This is a genomic window from Bacteroides sp. 1001302B_160321_D4, assembly GCF_015667765.1.
GTDB classification, from domain to species: domain Bacteria; phylum Bacteroidota; class Bacteroidia; order Bacteroidales; family Bacteroidaceae; genus Bacteroides; species Bacteroides xylanisolvens.
Genome location: NZ_JADPLO010000019.1, coordinates 67,934 through 87,208, shown reverse-complemented (window position 1 = coordinate 87,208; position 19,275 = coordinate 67,934). Strand labels below are relative to the sequence as shown.

Annotated in this window: 15 protein-coding genes; 5 read left to right on the top strand and 10 right to left on the bottom strand. The window is 42.2% G+C overall.

Going from position 1 to position 19,275, the window contains the following annotated elements; all coding sequences use genetic code 11:
• Positions 1-170: 170 nt before the first annotated feature.
• The 5 genes from KFO40_RS09895 to nfo all read left to right on the top strand — a co-directional run bounded on the left by KFO40_RS09895 (position 171) and on the right by nfo (position 7,656).
• Complete coding sequence (locus KFO40_RS09895; protein ID WP_008021431.1) at positions 171-1,799, top strand: hypothetical protein; 1,629 nt, start codon at positions 171-173, stop codon at positions 1,797-1,799.
• 41 nt (positions 1,800-1,840) lie between these two features.
• The gene (locus KFO40_RS09890) at positions 1,841-2,812 is read left to right on the top strand and encodes an ROK family protein (protein ID WP_008021430.1); all 972 of its coding nucleotides are present in this window, start codon (positions 1,841-1,843) and stop codon (positions 2,810-2,812) included.
• Positions 2,809-4,077 carry a sugar MFS transporter gene (locus KFO40_RS09885; RefSeq protein WP_008021428.1) on the top strand — a complete coding sequence of 423 codons (1,269 nt, stop codon included), beginning with the start codon at positions 2,809-2,811 and terminating at the stop codon, positions 4,075-4,077. Before KFO40_RS09890 ends, KFO40_RS09885 begins: the two co-directional genes overlap by 4 nt.
• Before the next feature lie 41 nt (positions 4,078-4,118).
• Positions 4,119-6,740: a DUF4962 domain-containing protein gene (locus tag KFO40_RS09880; protein WP_211146308.1), complete on the top strand. Its 2,622-nt coding sequence runs from the start codon at positions 4,119-4,121 to the stop codon at positions 6,738-6,740.
• A gap of 82 nt (positions 6,741-6,822) precedes the next feature.
• A complete protein-coding gene (gene nfo, locus KFO40_RS09875) occupies positions 6,823-7,656 on the top strand; it encodes a deoxyribonuclease IV (RefSeq protein ID WP_211146307.1) in 834 nt (277 codons plus the stop codon).
• A gap of 699 nt (positions 7,657-8,355) precedes the next feature.
• On the opposite strand, the gene KFO40_RS09870 is transcribed toward nfo, so the two are convergent.
• The 10 genes from KFO40_RS09870 to KFO40_RS09825 form a co-directional block, all read right to left on the bottom strand.
• Complete coding sequence (locus KFO40_RS09870) at positions 8,356-9,927, bottom strand: ClC family H(+)/Cl(-) exchange transporter (protein WP_087321821.1); 1,572 nt, start codon at positions 9,925-9,927, stop codon at positions 8,356-8,358.
• Positions 9,928-10,013: 86 nt separating this feature from the next.
• Positions 10,014-12,764 carry a TonB-dependent receptor gene (locus tag KFO40_RS09865; protein WP_211146306.1) on the bottom strand — a complete coding sequence of 917 codons (2,751 nt, stop codon included), beginning with the start codon at positions 12,762-12,764 and terminating at the stop codon, positions 10,014-10,016.
• A gap of 48 nt (positions 12,765-12,812) precedes the next feature.
• On the bottom strand, positions 12,813-13,376 hold the full coding sequence (locus KFO40_RS09860; protein WP_008021416.1) for a hypothetical protein: 564 nt from the start codon (positions 13,374-13,376) through the stop codon (positions 12,813-12,815).
• Positions 13,377-13,409: 33 nt separating this feature from the next.
• Positions 13,410-13,754 (bottom strand): hypothetical protein, encoded by a 345-nt coding sequence (locus KFO40_RS09855; protein ID WP_004316888.1) that lies wholly within the window; start codon positions 13,752-13,754, stop codon positions 13,410-13,412.
• A gap of 4 nt (positions 13,755-13,758) precedes the next feature.
• Positions 13,759-14,298: an RNA polymerase sigma factor gene (locus KFO40_RS09850; RefSeq protein ID WP_004302175.1), complete on the bottom strand. Its 540-nt coding sequence runs from the start codon at positions 14,296-14,298 to the stop codon at positions 13,759-13,761.
• Positions 14,299-14,600: 302 nt separating this feature from the next.
• On the bottom strand, positions 14,601-14,777 hold the full coding sequence (locus KFO40_RS09845; RefSeq protein ID WP_004316890.1) for a DUF4250 domain-containing protein: 177 nt from the start codon (positions 14,775-14,777) through the stop codon (positions 14,601-14,603).
• Positions 14,778-14,838: 61 nt separating this feature from the next.
• Positions 14,839-16,383, bottom strand: coding sequence for a carboxypeptidase-like regulatory domain-containing protein (locus KFO40_RS09840; protein ID WP_211146305.1), 1,545 nt, complete (start codon positions 16,381-16,383; stop codon positions 14,839-14,841).
• Between the two features lie 21 nt (positions 16,384-16,404).
• Entirely contained in the window at positions 16,405-17,259 is an 855-nt protein-coding gene (locus KFO40_RS09835; RefSeq protein ID WP_211146304.1) for a FecR family protein, read from the bottom strand.
• Positions 17,259-17,810, bottom strand: a complete 552-nt coding sequence (locus KFO40_RS09830) for an RNA polymerase sigma-70 factor (RefSeq protein WP_120079111.1) — start codon at positions 17,808-17,810, stop codon at positions 17,259-17,261. Before KFO40_RS09830 ends, KFO40_RS09835 begins: the two co-directional genes overlap by 1 nt.
• A 50-nt stretch (positions 17,811-17,860) precedes the next feature.
• A complete protein-coding gene (locus KFO40_RS09825; protein WP_195351662.1) occupies positions 17,861-19,120 on the bottom strand; it encodes a carboxypeptidase-like regulatory domain-containing protein in 1,260 nt (419 codons plus the stop codon).
• Positions 19,121-19,275 lie beyond the last annotated feature (155 nt).

Here is a 19,275-nt window from a genome sequence, read left to right as displayed (position 1 = left end):
TCAGGGCTTGTGGCTGGTGTGCTTTTTTCGTAGGGCGTTGCCCTACGCTATATAATTAAGCCCTTTCAGGGCACCCCCAATAAATATATAATTGTAAGAACCGATAAATTCTCATTTAACCGATAAATTCCCATTTATATAAATAAAGATTAACCAAAAACAATTATATCATGGATAGAAGAAAGTTTTTAAAAAACACAGGCTGGTCTTTCCTCGGACTGGCAGCTTCGGGCAGCTTGCTCGGTTCTTGCGCAGCAGGAAGCAAAGAGGCTAAGAAAATTATGCCATCAGCCAGCAACCTCAAAATGTATTGGGGCGACTTACACAACCACTGTAACATCACATACGGACACGGCGACATGCGCGATGCTTTTGAAGCAGCGAAAGGACAATTGGATTTTGTTAGTGTTACTCCTCATGCTATGTGGCCGGATATTCCCGGAGCAGATGATCCCCGCCTGAAATGGGTGATCGATTACCACACGGGAGCTTTCAAACGTTTGCGTGAAGGCGGTTATGAAAAGTATGTAAAAATGACAAATGAGTATAACAAGGAAGGTGAATTCCTGACTTTTGTAGGATACGAAGCTCATAGCATGGAACATGGAGACCATGTTGCGTTGAACTATGATTTGGACGCACCACTTGTAGAATGTACTTCAATCGAGGACTGGAAAGAAAAAGCAAAAGGACATAAGGTATTCGTTACCCCGCACCACATGGGTTATCAGGGTGGTTATCGCGGTTACAACTGGAAATGCTTTACCGAAGGAGATATTACTCCATTCGTAGAAATGTATTCCCGTCACGGTCTGGCAGAAAGCGATCAGGGAGACTACCCCTATTTGCATGATATGGGACCACGCCAATGGGAAGGAACCATTCAATATGGTCTTGAATTGGGCAATAAGTTTGGTATCATGGCTTCCACCGACCAGCATTCCGGTTATCCGGGAAGCTATGGAGACGGACGCATCGGTGTTTTGGCTCCGTCACTGACTCGCGATGCCATTTGGGAAGCTCTACGTACCCGTCATGTATGTGCCGCAACCGGTGATAAGATTATTATCGACTTCCGCCTCAACGATGCTTTCATGGGTGATGTAGTTCGCGGTAATAGTCGTCGTATCTATCTGAATGTCACAGGTGAAAGCTGTATTGACTATGTAGATATTGTAAAGAACGGGCAGATTTTAGCTCGTATGAGCGGTCCGTTGACTCCCGTTGCTCCGGAAGGTGATACGGTACGTTGCAAAGTTAAAGTTGATTTTGGTTGGAATCGTGAAGAGAAATACGTACATTGGCAGGGCAAACTGTCGATAGACAAAGGACAGATTCATAGTGTAACTCCTTGTTTCCGTGGCGCAGCATTCACTTCTCCGCAAGAAGGTGAAACAGAATTCCACACACATGTCAACCGTATTGTATCCGTTGGCGACAAGGAAACCGAACTGGATATGTACAGCAGCAAGAATCCGAATACGACTACAGCAGCCATGCAAGCTGTAATCCTTGATGTGGAAATGCCAAAAGACGGTAAGGTCATTGCCGAATTCAATGGCAAGAAGTTTGAACATACGTTGGGCGAGTTGCTTGAAGGTTCACGTTCACACTTCATGATCGGTTGGTTGAGCGAGGCTATTCTCTTCAATCGTGCCATGCCGGAAAGCTGTTTCACTCTGGAACATTACATGGAAGATAAAGAGCCGCAGCGGGATACGGATTACTACTATGTACGCGTTCGCCAACGTGACGGACAATGGGCTTGGAGTTCACCGATTTGGGCGGAAAGAGTGTAGTTTTTAAGTATTAAGTATCAAGTATTAAGTATTAACGTGGTATGGAGAAAGAATACGCTATAGGAATTGACCTTGGCGGAACTTCAGTAAAATACGCCCTTATTGATAATGAAGGCGTATTTTACTTTCAAGGGAAGTTACCGTCGAAAGCCGATGTATCAGCAGAAGCTGTCATCGGACAGTTGGTTACTGCTATCAATGAAGTGAAAGCCTTTGCACAGGAAAAAGACTACAAAATTGATGGTATAGGAATCGGAACACCGGGCATTGTGGATTGTACGAACCGTATTGTTTTAGGAGGTGCGGAAAATATCAACGGCTGGGAAAACATTCACTTGGCAGACCGTATTGAAACGGAAACCGGACTTCCAGCTTTATTGGGAAATGATGCCAATCTGATGGGACTGGGAGAAACAATGTACGGAGCCGGTCAGGGAGCCACTCATGTTGTTTTCTTGACGGTAGGAACGGGTATTGGCGGTGCAGTAGTCATCGACGGCAAATTGTTCAACGGTTATGCCAACCGGGGAACGGAGCTGGGACACGTGCCTCTCATTGCCAATGGCGAACCGTGTGCTTGCGGTTCTGTCGGCTGTCTGGAACACTATGCTTCCACTTCTGCTTTGGTACGCCGCTTCAGTCAACGAATAATAGATGCAGGCATCTCCTACCCGGATGAAGAAATTAACGGAGAATTGATTGTCCGCCTTTATAAACAAGGGGATCCGATTGCAAAAATATCATTGGAAGAACATTGTGACTTTTTGGGACACGGAATTGCAGGCTTTATCAATATCTTCAGTCCGCAAAAGATTGTGATTGGTGGAGGACTCTCCGAAGCAGGAGACTTTTACATTCAGAAAGTAAGCGAAAAAGCACGTAGTTATGCCATCCCCGACTGTGCTGTGAATACTCAAATCATAGCTGCCGCTCTTGGAAACAAGGCCGGAAGTATTGGAGCTGCGTCACTTGTATTTACTCAATTATCTGCTCCAAACCTGATTAAATTATGAGAAAGAATTTAGGAATGTTGGCGCTGATTATGGCGTTCTGGTTCACCATTTCGTTTATTACTAATATTCTGGGACCACTCATTCCGGACATTATCCACAACTTCAATCTAAGTGACCTGGCGATGGCGGGATTTATCCCGACCTCTTTCTTCCTGGCATACGCCATCATGTCTATCCCTGCCGGATTACTTATTGACCGTTTCGGTGAAAAACCGGTATTATTCGGTGGCTTCCTGATGCCGTTCATCGGCACCATTCTGTTTGCCTGTATGCATACGTATCCGATGTTATTAGCTTCTTCTTTCATCATCGGATTAGGAATGGCCATGTTGCAAACTGTATTGAATCCGCTCCAGCGTACTGTAGGAGGAGAAGAAAACTATGCATTTATAGCCGAACTGGCACAATTCATGTTTGGCATCGCTTCTTTCCTAAGTCCTCTGGTATATACTTATCTGATTCGTGAACTTGACCCGGCAACCTATACAGCCGGGAAAGGTTTCTTTATCGACTTGTTGGCCGATATCACCCCACGAGAAATGCCGTGGGTATCTCTTTACTGGGTATTTACCATCCTGTTGTTAGTCATGCTGATTGCCGTTGGTGTCTCCCGCTTTCCCAAGATCGAATTGAAAGAAGATGAGAAAAGCGGGTCCAAAGATTCATATCTGGCTTTGTTCAAACAGAAATATGTATGGTTGTTTTTCCTGGGGATTTTCTGCTACGTAAGCACGGAACAGGGAACTTCTATCTTTATGAGCACCTTCCTAGAGCAATACCACGGAGTCAATCCGCAAACTGATGGTGCGCAAGCCGTGAGCTATTTCTGGGGATTGATGACAGCCGGCTGTCTCGTAGGTATGATTCTACTCAAGTTGATTGACAGCAAGCGATTGCTGCAAATCTCCGGAATCCTGACCATCATCCTATTATTATCGGCATTATTCGGAAGCAAGGAAGTAGCTATGATCGCTTTCCCTGCTGTCGGATTCAGTATTTCCATGATGTATTCCATCGTATTCTCATTGGCTTTGAACTCTGCTTCACAGCATCACGGTTCATTCGCCGGTATACTATGTTCAGCAATCGTCGGTGGTGCCGGTGGGCCGATGATTGTGAGTACGCTGGCAGATGCAACATCACTCCGCACAGGTATGCTGTTTATCCTTGTTTTCGTAGGATACATCACCTTTATCGGTTTTTGGGCACGCCCACTGATTAATAACAAGACTGTTCGTCTGAAAGACTTGTTCAAACAACGTTGAACGCTGAACAACAAACGACGAATAAAAAAATGCAAAGTTATATGATGAAACAACGAATATCTATTTTTCTCTTGTTCACCATTCTGCTATCCGCCAACGGGTATGCGCAAAAAGGAATCATGCGCCTGACTCAACAGACTTTGATGCACGAGGTACGCGAAACGCCTTCACCACTAGACGGACAGCATATCACTGTCAATCCTCCACGTTTCATGTGGCCGGACAAATTCCCTCATTTGGGTGCCGTATTGGACGGAGTGGAAGAAGAAGACTACAAACCGGAAGTAACTTACCGCATCCGGATCGCACGCGACCCGGAATTCAAATCGGAAGTGATAACCGCTGAAAGGAAATGGGCCTTTTTCAACCCATTCAAACTGTTTGAAAAAGGAAAATGGTATTGGCAATATGCCTACGTTGACAAGGATGGAAAAGAAGAATGGTCGCCCGTTTCTCATTTTTATATAGACGAGCATATACGTACATTCAACCCGCCTTCTCTACAAGAGCTGTTAGCTAAATTACCCAAGACGCATCCCCGCATCTTGCTTGATGCCAAAGATTGGGACAATATCATCGAACGGAATAAAAACAATCCGGAAGCACAGGCTTACATCCGGAAAGCCAATAAATGTCTGAATCATCCGCTGAAACATTTGGAAGAAGAAATTGATACGACCCAGGTTGTCAAGCTGACAAACATCGTTCAATATCGTTCCGCTCTGATTCGGGAAAGTCGTAAGATTGTAGACCGGGAAGAAGCGAATATCGAAGCCATGGTACGTGCTTACTTGCTAACGAAAAACGAGGTATACTACAAAGAAGGTATAAAGCGTCTTTCCGAAATTCTTTCATGGAAGAACAGTAAGTACTTCGCGGGAGATTTCAACCGTTCCACCATTTTGTCTATGAGTACTTCCGCGTATGACGCATGGTATAACCTGCTGACTCCGGATGAAAAGAAACTACTCTTAAGAACGATTCGTGAAAATGGAAAGAAATTCTATCATGAATATGTCAATCACTTAGAAAACCGTATCGCTGATAACCATGTTTGGCAAATGACTTTCCGTATCCTGAATATGGCTGCGTTTGCTACGTATGGCGAACTGCCGATGGCTTCCACCTGGGTGGATTATTGCTACAATGAGTGGGTATCCCGTCTGCCGGGCCTCAACACGGATGGAGGATGGCACAATGGCGATTCTTATTTTCAGGTCAATCTCCGCACATTGATTGAAGTTCCTGCTTTTTATTCCCGTATCAGCGGATTCGATTTCTTTTCTGATCCCTGGTATAACAACAATGCGTTCTACGTCATCTATCAACAGCCTCCATTCTCGAAATCCGCCGGGCAAGGAAACTCACATGAAAGTAAGCTGAAGCCAAACGGTACACGAGTCGGGTATGCAGATGCCTTGGCGCGCGAATGTAACAATCCATGGGCAGCCGCTTATGTACGCACTATTTTGCAGAAAGAACCGGATATTATGGAAAAGACTTTCCTCGGAAAATCCGGAGACTTGACCTGGTATCGCTGTATAACAAAGAAAGCACTTCCCAAAGAAGGCCCTACTCTTGCAGAATTACCGATGGCAAAAGTATTCAATGAAACGGGAATCGGTACGATGAATACTTCTTTGGGAGACATAGATAAGAATGCAATGCTGTCGTTCCGTTCCAGTTCCTACGGTTCCACTTCCCATGCACTAGCCAATCAAAATGCTTTCAATACATTCTACGGAGGTAAAGCCATTTTTTACAGTAGCGGACATCGCACTGGTTTTACAGACGATCATTGTATGTATTCTTACCGTAATACTCGTGCGCACAACAGTATTTTGGTGAATGGAATGACGCAGAAGATCGGGACGGAAGGATATGGCTGGATTCCACGGTGGTATGAAGGAGAGAAAATCGCTTACATGGTAGGAGACGCTTCCAATGCTTATGGTAAAGTGACTTCTCCCCTATGGTTGAAACGTGGCGAATTATCCGGTACGCAATATACGCCCGAAAAAGGATGGGATGAGAACAAGCTGGATATGTTCCGCCGTCATATCATCCAATTGGGAACTACCGGAGTTTTTGTGATTTATGATGAATTGGAAGGAAAAGAAGCCGTCACATGGAGTTATCTTTTACATACCGTAGAACTGCCTATGGAAATACAGGAACTGACGGATGAAGTGAAAGTTATTGGTAAGAATAAAGCCGGAGGTGTTTCTGTTGCCCATCTTTTCAGTTCGGCAAAAACGGAACAAGCGATGGTAGATACTTTCTTCTGTGCGCCAACCAACTGGAAAAATGTGACGAACGCACAAGGGAAAGCGTTGAAATATCCTAATCACTGGCATTTCTCTTCTACAACGGTTCCGTGTAAAACCGCCCGTTTCCTGACAGTGATGGATACGCATGGAAAGAACCGCCCGGATATGCAGGTAGTTCGCAAAGGTAATACCATTCAGGTAGGCGACTGGACTATTACTTGTAACCTGACAGAAAAAGGGAAAGCTGCCATCTATGTAAGCAATAAAACGGAAAAGGTTTCTTTAAACTATGATGCCGGTAAAAAGGAAGGTGCAACGATAGTCACAGACCAGGTAAAAGGCAAACAGGTTAACAAAGTCCTGACAGACTATTTACCGGATTTTGAGATTTAATTTCTCCCCGCTTTAGATGAAGAAACATATACTCCTATAAAAACGTTATATTTGCAGAGTAAAATTAAATAAAGAAGTAACCATGAAATATATCGGAGCACATGTAAGCGCGTCCGGGGGCGTAGAGTTCGCCCCCGTTAATGCGCATGAAATAGGAGCAAATGCTTTTGCGTTATTCACCAAGAATCAACGTCAATGGGTAAGCAAACCTTTAACAGAAGAAAGTATCAACCTCTTTAAAGAGAATTGTGAGAAATACGGTTTTCAGCCGGAATATATCCTGCCACATGACAGTTATCTTATCAACCTGGGACACCCGGAAGAAGAGGGACTTCAAAAAAGCCGTGCCGCTTTTCTGGATGAAATGCAACGTTGCGAACTGCTTGGATTGAAACTTTTAAATTTCCATCCAGGCAGTTCTCTCAACAAAATTTCAATAGAGGATTGCCTGTCGCTCATCGCAGAAAGCATTAATATCGCTTTAGAAAAAACAAAAGGCGTAACAGCCGTTATTGAGAACACTGCCGGACAAGGAAGTAATCTAGGTAGCGAATTCTGGCAACTGAAATATATCATCGACCGGGTAAACGACAAGAGCCGGGTGGGTGTTTGCCTCGACACCTGCCATACTTATACGGCTGGTTATGATATTGTCAATGAATACGATAAGGTATTTGATGAGTTTGACAAGGAAGTGGGATTCAATTACCTTCGAGGTATGCACTTGAATGATTCAAAAAAAGCACTGGGCACCCATGTAGACCGTCACGATAGTATTGGTGAAGGATTGATCGGAAAAGCATTTTTTGAAAGATTGATGCAAGATTCGAGATTCGATAATATGCCGTTGATACTCGAAACACCGGATGAAAGTAAATGGAAAGAAGAAATTGCATGGCTAAAGAGCATGGAATAATGTTTTCACCACAGAGGACACGGAGGACACAGAGGTGAATTTAGTTTATGACTTACGCTTGTGACCCTAATTTTGATGCATAATCCTCCTCCATAAAGTTGAAAAAATATGAAAACATCTGCCACCTGCAACCAAACGCGTGTAATGCACTAGTTGATAGACAGTTGGAGCGTGGCAGATACTGTTGCAGATAGGTTGCAGATAAAGTATCTGCAATACAGTATAAGCCTTGCATAAGCCAATTCTCCAGGAGGGCAAAAGTTTATTGTATACATTAACTTCCCGTTTCCAGGCGGGAAACTGTCGTTTCCGGCATTAGAAATTACAGTTTCCACGGTAGGAAACGAGAGTTTCTAAGGCAGGAAACGAGAGTTTCTACGTAAGGATACTGTCGTTTCCCCGTAGAGACACCACAATTTCTCCATAGAGTGATCCCAATTATCCCATAGCTTTGCATCAAGGAATCAAGGCTTTTTCTTTGATTATATAACGTGTTGCAGATACTTTATCTGCAACCTATCTGCCGCAGGTATCTGCAACGTTACAACTATCTATTAACTAGTGCATTACACGCGTTTCGTTGCAGGTGGCAGATGTTTTTATGTTTTTCAACTTTATGGTAGGAAAAACTTTCGTTCATTTCTGCACCGTTTCATTCTTTTTTAGACTGTTCTAAATTTATACTGCCAACACCTATACTCAATAAATATTCGCCATACTCACTAAAGGTTCATACAGTTTCTCTATATCCTGTGAGTCCATCTCTATTTGGACCTGATCTCCAGGCATTAGTTTCTGTCCTTTGGGAGGCCAATTCTTACGGTCACGATGCACATTTATAATTATGCAACGTTCCGGTAAACGAAGTTCATCCACAATCTTGCCATCTAAATAAGACCCGCTCATTACTTCTACAGACAATGTATAACGGGGCTCTTCCTTAAAGGCAGGTGAATGAATCATATCATCATATAAAATTACATTGAACGGTTTTATCTGAAGCATTTCCGTAAAGTAATAGGTTAATCCACCTACAACTATAGAAGGATAAAAGACTTCCAAATGTCCCGTAATCTCGGTTATTAAGACAATAGCCGTCAGAGGTGTACGAATGACTGCTACAAGAAATGCCGACATACAAATCAACATGATATAACTGATATTCTCATAAGCAATCACACCCTGTTGAACCATAATCAATCCCACTATTTGCCCCAAAAGTCCTCCTGTCACCAGTGTAGGGATAAAACTTCCTCCCGGTAAACCCGAAGAAAAAGAAAAGGTACTAAAAACGAAATGCAGCAACATCATGCCGACAATCCAAAGAATATGTGTATCCGGATGCATGGCCTGTGATAGCAAGAACTGTTCTCCTCCTCCCGTCAGATTAAACTCGGCCATAGAAATCAGAAAAGCGATAAAAAGCAAATACAGCATCTTCACGTATTCAGGATGCTTAATAGCGGGATAAATACGTTTCATCTGAAGAGTAGTGACAGAAAAGAATTTTCCAAAAACAGAAACTACTGCCGCCAACAAAAGAAACAGTTTCACCTGCCCCCAAAAAGTCATTCCAGGCACAATGGCATCTATATGAAAATAAGGATTGATGGGAAAAATCCAACTGGCAACCCCGCCTGCCACGACTCCTGCCAAAAGCGTGGTAATGGCTGTTTTAGGTGCATCAAACCGCTCGATAGATTCGATAACCAACAATGAGGAAGCTAATGGGGCAGCAAAAGCAGCCGCCAATCCGGCACCTGCACCGGCAGACAATAATTGTTTCCGTTCGCCACTAAGCACCCTCCCCCATTTTGATACCAAATATCCGACATACGAACCTATCTGTACGGAAGGTCCTTCACGCCCCAAAGACAATCCGGTACTTAATGCAAGTATCCCACCCACAAACTTCGCAACCAATTCCAGAAAAGGATGCTTATAATCAACCCTCCCATTAATAACCCCACGTGTTTGCGGAATCCCCCCGCCGGTAATAAGCGGCATTTTCTTCACCAGCCAGGATACAAATACAAGTATTCCCCACATCAACAGGAAAAGAGGGATATACCAATACCACTTGGGATGAGAATCAAAAAAATCATGGCGGAGATTAAAGAAGAACTGTAATAGGTAATGATAAGGCACGGCAACGAGTCCCGTCAGTAATCCTACGAAGATACTGACAAAGTAAAGTCGTGCATCAATTAACTTCAATTTAAAGATTCGCCAACGACCCTTATCCTTCAATTTACCAAAGAAATCAAACATTCGACAAAGTTTTCATTGTTTACGTACGACACAACAACAATCAAAACTCTATTGTGGTTTCAAGCAGACGAAAATTTAATCTTTAATTATCGTCCCATCATATTCAGACGAAGTATAGCGTGTACCATAAAGTATGAACCCAGTGCATTATAGTCTGTGTCGCGAATGGCAGTAGCAGTAATTGTGCGTATCATTGAAACGTCCTGACGGAGAATATCGTATATTTTGAAGCGGAGAAGTAATTGTTTCCGCTTCAGAAAAGCTTTCGACAACTGACAGTTCCACATCAGGTTTTCGCGGGCATAACCACTATAACCATAACCGGAACGTTGAAAACATGTAAGATCACTGAACAGTTCTATGTTCCACGGAAAATAATACTGCATTTCTGTTCCAAAACGATAATCATAAGTCTCCGTACGTGTCTCTTTTACATTATTATGGGAATTATTATAAAGTAACTCCGCACGGGCACTGATTTCCATTTTTTTTGTCCGGTAAGTTAATTGCAGGCGTTGGCGGGCTGTCAAATGTTTCACTGTGCTTTTCACAGGAGCTTCTTTGTTTATTGTGCTATATCCGTTCTGATTTCTGCATTGCAAATATGAATAAGTACGAAACCTCCAATTCCGGTTCTTAAAAGGAGTATTAAGAGAAAAAGACCCCATAATACGCCAGTTTCCGTTCATATTAAGGGGAGTAGTGGTCCGCACACCAGATTCACTGTCATAAGTCACCTGATTGGTAACACTATTAATAGTGTTCTCCGCCAAAACAGAAGCAACCATATTCCGTTGATGCTTGGCATTATATGAATTAAAGTTCAGCGTAAACGTATTCGTATAGGAAGGTTTCAATGAAGGATTACCAACCCTGATATTTAACGGATTGGTGCGGTCTGTTATCGGTTGAAGATCGCGTATATTGGGCTGGCGACTTTTCCCCCGATATACAATCTGCAAACGGGTACGCTTGGAGAACTTATAGCGGAAATTGACGGTAGGAGAAACATTAAAGACTGATTTTTCCAATGGTTCTTCCAACGATTCTTTTTTCTCTAAAAGAGAATGGCTGACAGACTTTTGGGGTTCAAAGTCAGCACCTATATTATAGTTGTATTTCTTCCGGGAAGTGCGGATAGCAAGATTAAACAGGTGATTGCTGTACTGATTCTCAAAACAGTTACTTGCGTCTTCGTCATAATCAGGAGCAAATTCTTCCGCCTTCTTATCCCAGTTATAAACAAACCGGTCGGAATTGTTAATCCGATGCTGATAACTGTAACGAAACTGAAGAAAATGAAGCCAGGGCAAGGGTTCCACGTACACCAGTTGCAGTCGGTAGTTATAGCCGTCCACCTTATCTTCAATCCTCTGATTCTTAACATTCTTCGTGTTATTCTTAAAGTAATGCGTAGTAGAAAGATTCGTTCTATCGGTTGAAGAAGCATTTGTTCCATAATCAACCTTCAAAGCGATGTTTCTTCCCATCCGGCTAAGTTTCCGGCTAAGCTGAAGCATCATGGTCATGTTATAAGAAGAGCTATGAGTGGTTCCGGATGATTTCCTTTCATTCAACAATACGTCATTGCCCCACCCTTGCTGAAAGCCACTACTACCTCTGTCATTAACAGCCGTACGATATTGAGGACGGAAAATCAATGTTGTAACGGAGTCCATTTTCCATTCTAAAAAAGCATTTGCTACGAGATTATCATTTCCCTGGCGATTGTGTCCGGTACTTTCAGTAATAGATTTGTCTTTACGAAGATAATTATCGACTGTAGTACGACTATCCTCCAACCGGTCTGTTCCCACATATTGAATGTTCGATCGGAGTTTGACACGCTGCCAGTCATAAGTGACGTTCACTCCCAAAGAACGGGAAGTGGTCAGTCCTTTTTGAGTGCGAAGATTACCGGAGGAACTGGCAGATTCTCCTTGCATCTCCGAAAATCCCTGATTGTTTGTATTATTCAGATTCCCGATAACCGTCAATTGAGAGTTACTCCGGAAACGATTTAAAGTATTAGCTAGTTCATAACGGTCTTTGCTTCCATATCCGCCCATGAAATTCTCCATCCAGCCCCGTTTCATATTTTTCTTGACCGACAGGTCAAGAATCATTTCCTCTTCGCCATCATCAATACCAGTAAGACGGGCAAGATCGGACTGGCGTTCGTAAGCTTTCAGTTTCTCTACCATCTCTACAGGGAGATTTTTAAGTGCTGCCTTCGGGTCGTCGGAAAAGAACTCCTTCCCATCCACCAGAATCTTTTTCACTTCCTTTCCATGAATCAACAGTTTGCCATCCTCGTCTATTTCGCCGCCGGGAAGTTGTTTCACCAATTCTTCCAGCATAGAGCCTTCAGGAGTACGATAGGCCGAAGCATTAAAGACAGTAGTATCTCCTTCGGTCACAACCATCGGTGCTTGTCCCACAACAACGGTTTCTGTTAATGAAATGCTCTCCGGAGTCAAAGAAATATCGCCTAAAATCGGTGTTTTGTTATCTGTTGAAGCTGATATAGTCCGAAAAACAGGGGTATATCCGATATAAGAAATATGTAACAGAATGGATTTACTTTTAGGAATAACGACGGCTAACTGAAATTTGCCTTGTGCATCTGTTGCCCCACCCGCCAGTAAGGTACTATCCGGTAAAGCCAAAAGCCGGACCGTAGCAAACGGTACCGGCTGATTGGTTTCAGTATCAATCACACGACCGGAAAAACGCTCTTTGCCGGACTGAGCAAAAACAGTCAAACTAATCAGTAACAAGACATAACAAGTAATCAAACGGTACTGAAAAGAATAAATATGGCTGCCTATGTTCAAATTGTGTTGATTTAGTAAAATAAAACTATAATAAAATAAACCTAATCTTTATTTCGGGGCTTGACGCGGAGCACGAGTTTTTTGTCCCTGGTGGTGTCCCTGTCCCGGTTTCTGACCTTTTCTGCGGTCAAATTCCTTTCTGAATTTATTAGCATTCATCTTTTCCTGCTGATAAATCTTCAGAATCTGCTTCTGCGAAAGTATCTTGCTGAATTCATTGTAATACTTTTCACGAATATCCAGCATTTTACGACTTTGAGTAAACTGGTTCCGCAACATGGTTGCAATCTCGTCGTCAGTCATGGACGGACGTTCTTTCTTAGCATTAGCGTCTGTGCCTTGTGCTTTAGTTTTCTCTGTTCTCGCCTTATGAGTCATCATACGACATTCACGCAATTCTTTCAGATACTTCTCGTATACCGGAGTAAATTTAGCTGCCGTTGCATCATCCAACATCAACGTATTTACTATTTGTTTAGTCTGCATCTGCACCATTTGTTCCGGTGTAGGACGCTGTTTTTTTTGTTTGTTATCCGTATTCTGTGCAGACAAAGTCATCTGGCTTCCCATCAGGAGAACGGCCAAAATTACATAAATAAATTTAGTCTTCATAATCTTCACGTTTAAAATAATTAATTGAGTTACTTAATTCAAAAATATATCATTTTCAGAGAAGCTGACGAGCTCTTCCAACTCCTCATCTGATAGTTCTTTAATCCATTTATCTACCGGTTCCGTACCATTGGCTAATACTTTCGAAGAAGATGTTGTCACCTCATCTGCCTGTCGCAAAGACGGAACAAACAGAAATCCGACCCATACGGCTGCTATGGTAATCACCGTAGAAATAATCAGCTTCGTATGAGACTTCCGCTGTTGCTTCACTCCGGCACGTTCCATCACCTTTCGTTGCACGTCCTCGAAGAATCCATCGGGGGTACGGTAAGGTGTCCGTTTTCCAATATCATCAAAATCAAAATCCTTTTTCATCGTTCTATCTGTTTAATATATATTCCTTTATCTTCTCTTTCGCATAGTGGTAATTCACTTTTAGTGTATCCACTTTACTATCCAGTACACGGGCAATCTCTTCATATTCAAGTTCATCGTAATAACGCAAGTTGAATACCAGCCGTTGCTTTTCCGGCAGACTTAAAATAGCTTCCTGAAACTTTACTGCCAACTCATTCTCATAATCAATGTAATCGGAAGCCTTCAACTTGCCCATCAACTCTTCCTGAACATCTTCCGCAGAAACAACTCCTTCATCTTTACGTCCGTTGAGCAAACGTAAACTCTCATTCGTCGCAATCCGGTAAATCCAGGTTGACAATGAACTTTCTTCGCGAAACTGATCGATATGCCGGAATACCCGGATAAAGACTTCCTGAAGCACATCTTCCGCATCTTCATGAGATACAACCAGTCGACGGATATAATTATATATCGGCACCTGAAAAGAGTCCATCAGCATCTTGAATCCCCGTTCGCGATTCGAGGCACAAGCTTCACGAATTTTATTCTCGTTTATCATCAATTCTTTTTCTGAACTTTATTAGTTAGAACGCAGAAGACTGACGAAGTTAAATATGGGATTTGGTATTTTGCTTTTATTAACAAGAAAGGGAGAACTGGCGGAAATCATTGTCGGTATATACGATAGGAATAAACACATGATTCCTAATGACGTTTTGATGAAGGTAGAAAATTATAGTGACGGTATATGCTAGGGATAGTGACGGTATCGTTGTCTCATACCGTCACTATCTTTGCCGGATAGCGTCACTATGTTTTTAGTAGAAATACTCTATTTATAAGCTGTAAACAAGGAGATAATTACCAGAACTTATTGTGTTCCGCACTATATTCAAAACCTGCGGCTTTCAACTGATTCACTAATTCATCCTTGTTCACATTCATATCTTCACAAAGTTCGTCAAGTGAAGAATAGCAGTCGCGCAACTTCATATTGATGACGCTGAACAACATCATCGGATCTTTCGGTAATTCCATAACATACAATCTTTTAAACCGGGTGCAAAGGTACAGCAATCCTGTTGAATGGCAAAACAAATCAATCTCCTATTTCTTCTATCTTCAAAGAGATTTTTTCTATTAGTTTGCTGATTTCTTCTTCCAATGGGATCACATTGAAGTCTTTCCAAAAGTTCTCATCGTATTTGAAATATGTGTCGGAGAAGATCGTACGGGTAGGCAATCTTTCTGTACGGGGAAACGCGACTACCTGTCCGGTTTCCACCTTGCAAGTAATCATCTCAAACCAGATATGAAGATCGCGACTGCCAAACAGCATTTTTGTACGTTTCACTTTGAAATGAAGATCGCCCCGGATATGATGTATGTAATAAGTTCCTTGCCACGGTTTATAAGAAATGGTATATACCACTTTTTGAGGAATCATGCGTATGTTGCGTGCGCGCCTTTCGACGAACATACCCGCCGCATTTTTCACATATACAGGATGAACTTCCAGACGGGCTTGCAATAAGGCGCTCGTTTCAGAATCAAGGAATAGTTCTCCGCAAAAAAGAGGTTCACTGATTCCTTTTTTCTGTTCAAAATGCACCACATTTACAAACCGATCTTCTAAAAATGTCACGCCCTCCGAAGTATAGGTATAAATGCTATTCTCGATACTGGGAGTCAGGAATTCGGGCATATCTTTTATGATATCCATCTGGATACAAGCCTGAATACCCGACTTTACTTTTACCAATAAGCTATCTTTCGCTTCCACATTACTTAGCCGACTCATTTTCAACAGCTTCACTTGATCTGGCACTGCTGAATGTGAGGATGTCTTATAAACCTTGAACACTGCTTCCGACAAGTTTTGAAATTTGTTTTTCAACTGAACTCCTTCACGATAAAAGGTAGTCAGATACACGGGAGTATGCGAATAGTTCTGTTCCCTCCGTTCAATCATTTCCCGCAAAAGTTTCTTTGGTTCACTTCGACGAATCACTACTTCCTGCAAAGGAACCACTTTAGGTTCGAGACTAAGTATATTGTGCCGTCCAATCAACAAAGCAAACTCTATATCTTGTGAAAGATAACCTATATGAGAAAAAGTAATCGAATCGTTTTTTAAAGAATCGGGTAAGGACAATTTAAAATCTCCATTCTGATTTGTTATGCTGCCGATAGATGCCCCCCTTACTCCAACAGTAGCTGAAGAGATGGGCACACCCGTCTCCTTATCCAGCAAAGTGCCGGTAATAGAAAAATTCATAGGCTGCTTCGGAATGGAATCCTGTTGTATATGAATCTTTTTCTCCGAAGGGAGAGTAATCAGAATATGAGTACCAATCACTTGAAACTCCAAACCGGTATCTCCTACTATATCATACACTGCTTGGCGAATAGATCGTTCTCCTCCCTTTATCTTCACGACAGCATCATTATCAATGACTTTACTGTCATAAATAAACATATATCCCGACTGTCGGGAGACATTACCTAATAATGAATAAACAGTGCCTTTTGACTTGGGAAGCCGAACTATCCGTTCCAATACATCGCCCCCATCCGCTCTCATCGTATCGACTACGAAAAAGAGCATGAATAGAATGGATAGATAGCGATAAGCCTGTTTCATTTTCTCAAGTTTAAATGAGTTTTATTCTGATAACAAAAGAATATCCCCTTGCCGGACACATTGCAGACCGAATGCGCTAGCTATCAGAGTAGCTACGACTTCAGAAGACTCATCAGAAAATTCAACCGTCAACCTGCGTTCCTCTAATGCAGGTGAAACCACTTGAATCTGCAAACTATCCGAATTCAGATTCATCACTTTCAGAATGTTCGCCAAAGATTCATCTTTAAAACGTATGTGTTTAAAGAAGCTCCCCCACTCTTCATTCTCTTTATCCGCATCGAGAACGACTAATCGTTGCGATTGCACCACTACTGCCTCTCCCGCTTTTACATAACATTCCTGATTTCCTTTTTTTAGAGTAACTTTCACAATCCCTCTTTGTACAGATAAACGGAACGGAGCATGTTCATCGCTCTGTACACTGAAAGCGGTTCCCAAAACTTCAATTTTAGCTTGTTCCGTATCAATCCAAAAGGGTTGTCCCTGCTTCTTTGCTACGTCGAAGAAAGCATTTCCCTGCAAACTCACTTCCCGTTTATCAGCAATAAAGTGCTCCGGATATAACAAGGAGGTTTCCTTTGCCAAAAGTACCACAGAACCGTCTTCAAGAGTCGTTGCCAAAGTGGAAATGCCTTGATTTTCCTGTGTAAGAAAATTCTGTGCCGGTTCTCTTTCAGAACCGGTCATCCAATACAAAGCTCCCCAGACGACGCCTATCAAAACGGCGGCAACTGCTCCGTATCTGATCCATTGTGAATGTTTGCGTATAGAACGGCCTTCATCAACTTTCGCAAGTAAACGGTCATTGTCTAGGCGATTATACAATCGGTTCCATGCCTGATCTGTCTTTATTTTATAAATTTCTGTTTTCATCACTTCATGTGAATATAAGTTTCAACTTCTTCTCGTAATGTCCGGAGGGCTTTTGTCATTTCAGCTTCTACTGTTTTTACCGAAAGAGAAAGCTGTGTCGCTATCTCCACATATTTCCGCCCCTCCAAACGGTGCATCTCAAAAATCTGTCGTCTGCGGACTGGCAGCTTTTCAAGAGTGCTATTTATGAATTTCTGTAATTCCTCATACTCCATCTGTTGATGAGGATCCGTCGACTGCTCCGGATTGGAAGTGTTCAATACTGCTTCACGGTATCTATTCCTAACTTCTTCGTGTTCACAATACTGCAAAGATTGATTGCGAGTCGCCCTGTACAGATAGCTCTTAACGGACTGGAAAATCTGTAAGCGCTCCCTTTCTTTCCAAAGTACATAGAAAAGCTCTTCCACAATCTCTTCCGCTACCGCCATCTGCCCGGTAATGCCTGCCGCATTACAGCAAAGAGGAAAATAGTAACGGCGAAAGAGCTCCTCAAACGCTTTTATATCACCTTCCTTTATCTTTTTTAGTATGAGCAGTTCATCCAGCATACTTGCTTTTCTTTATGATTGACTTCAAATATAAGAAAACTATCCCTGTTTCAATTCGATTGCTTTTTCAATTTATCCACTGCGTGCTCTAAAGATTCCGTAGGTTCGATGATATTGTAGTTTCCCCAAAAGTCCGGATTCCAGTATTCGTCTACCTTATCATAAAATATCTGATTCAGACTGAAAGCTTCTTTGTTGGGTATATTCTCCAATACTCCTTCTTTTCTATCGGTCACTACCATTTCGGAAGCTACCGTATAACTTGTGGAAAACAGCTTCCGCTTCCAGTCACATTTAAAACGGATCGTGTTACGAATATAGTTCAGATACGTTTTTCCATCTACATCTTTATAAGTGACCAGGTAAGAGAGTTCTTGCGGTTTGAATCTTAGACCGAGAGGTTTCTTATACAGAATAGCGGTAGTTGCCTTCGATTTATTCTGCATATCCAGACTCATTTCTATACGGGTGAATGACAACCGTTCACGATCGATATACAATTTACCATATAATAAAGCGTACATGAGAATGACTTTCGGGCGGAAATTAATAACATACTGCATACGATTATCTATAAGCATGGATTCTGCCATCCAGAATTCGTAATTATTCAATTCTTCAAAATCGAGTAACGCTCCCTTGTTCTTCACGACATCCAAAGTGACGCCCAGATTAGGTCCACCCACAACTTTGACAGCTAATGTGTCACTCGCTTTCTGACTAAGCAGACGACGTCCCTTCTCCACCCGTACTTTGTCATAGTTTATATTTCTATTGGTATAGGCTGTTTTGGACACATCAAGCACAGCTTCCGATATACCGATATATCGACGCCCTTTCTGTACGGTTTCCCGGTAAAATCCTGTCAGCATATCACGCTTATCACTATAATTTAAAGGAATCTTATTGATTGCTTTCTCTACAATCATACGTGGATTTTCGGCAAAGACCACCACTTCATTCAACAGATTGGAATGAGGCGTCAGCCAAACTGTCAACATAGCGGTTGTTTCTTTCTCCAAAGAGATATGAGTATTTACATAACCGATATGTGAAATGTCCAGTTCACGCGGGGTTTCCGTTTTTTTTATCTTCAAAGCAAATTCTCCTTCCGCATTGGTCACAGTACCGATATTGCTACCATGCACCGATACATTTACGTTCTCCAGAGCTTTTTTATTTTGCTTGTCTTTCACCATACCAACGATCGTAAGATAATCTCCGGCATCTCCTTGCGCCCACACTGGAAAGCTACAAAGCAGCAAACAAACTGATAGCCATCCAACCAAGTGTTTTTCTACATTCTTCATACTGATGCTTTTTAAAGGTAAATAAATTGCGTTTCTACTAATAAGAGCGCTCAAACCGGAAATACCCTACAGCTTTTACAAAAAAAAGAAAAAGAAATCAGATTTCAATACCATATCCGGAAATTAATAGTAATTTTCCCGGCAAATTAATGATA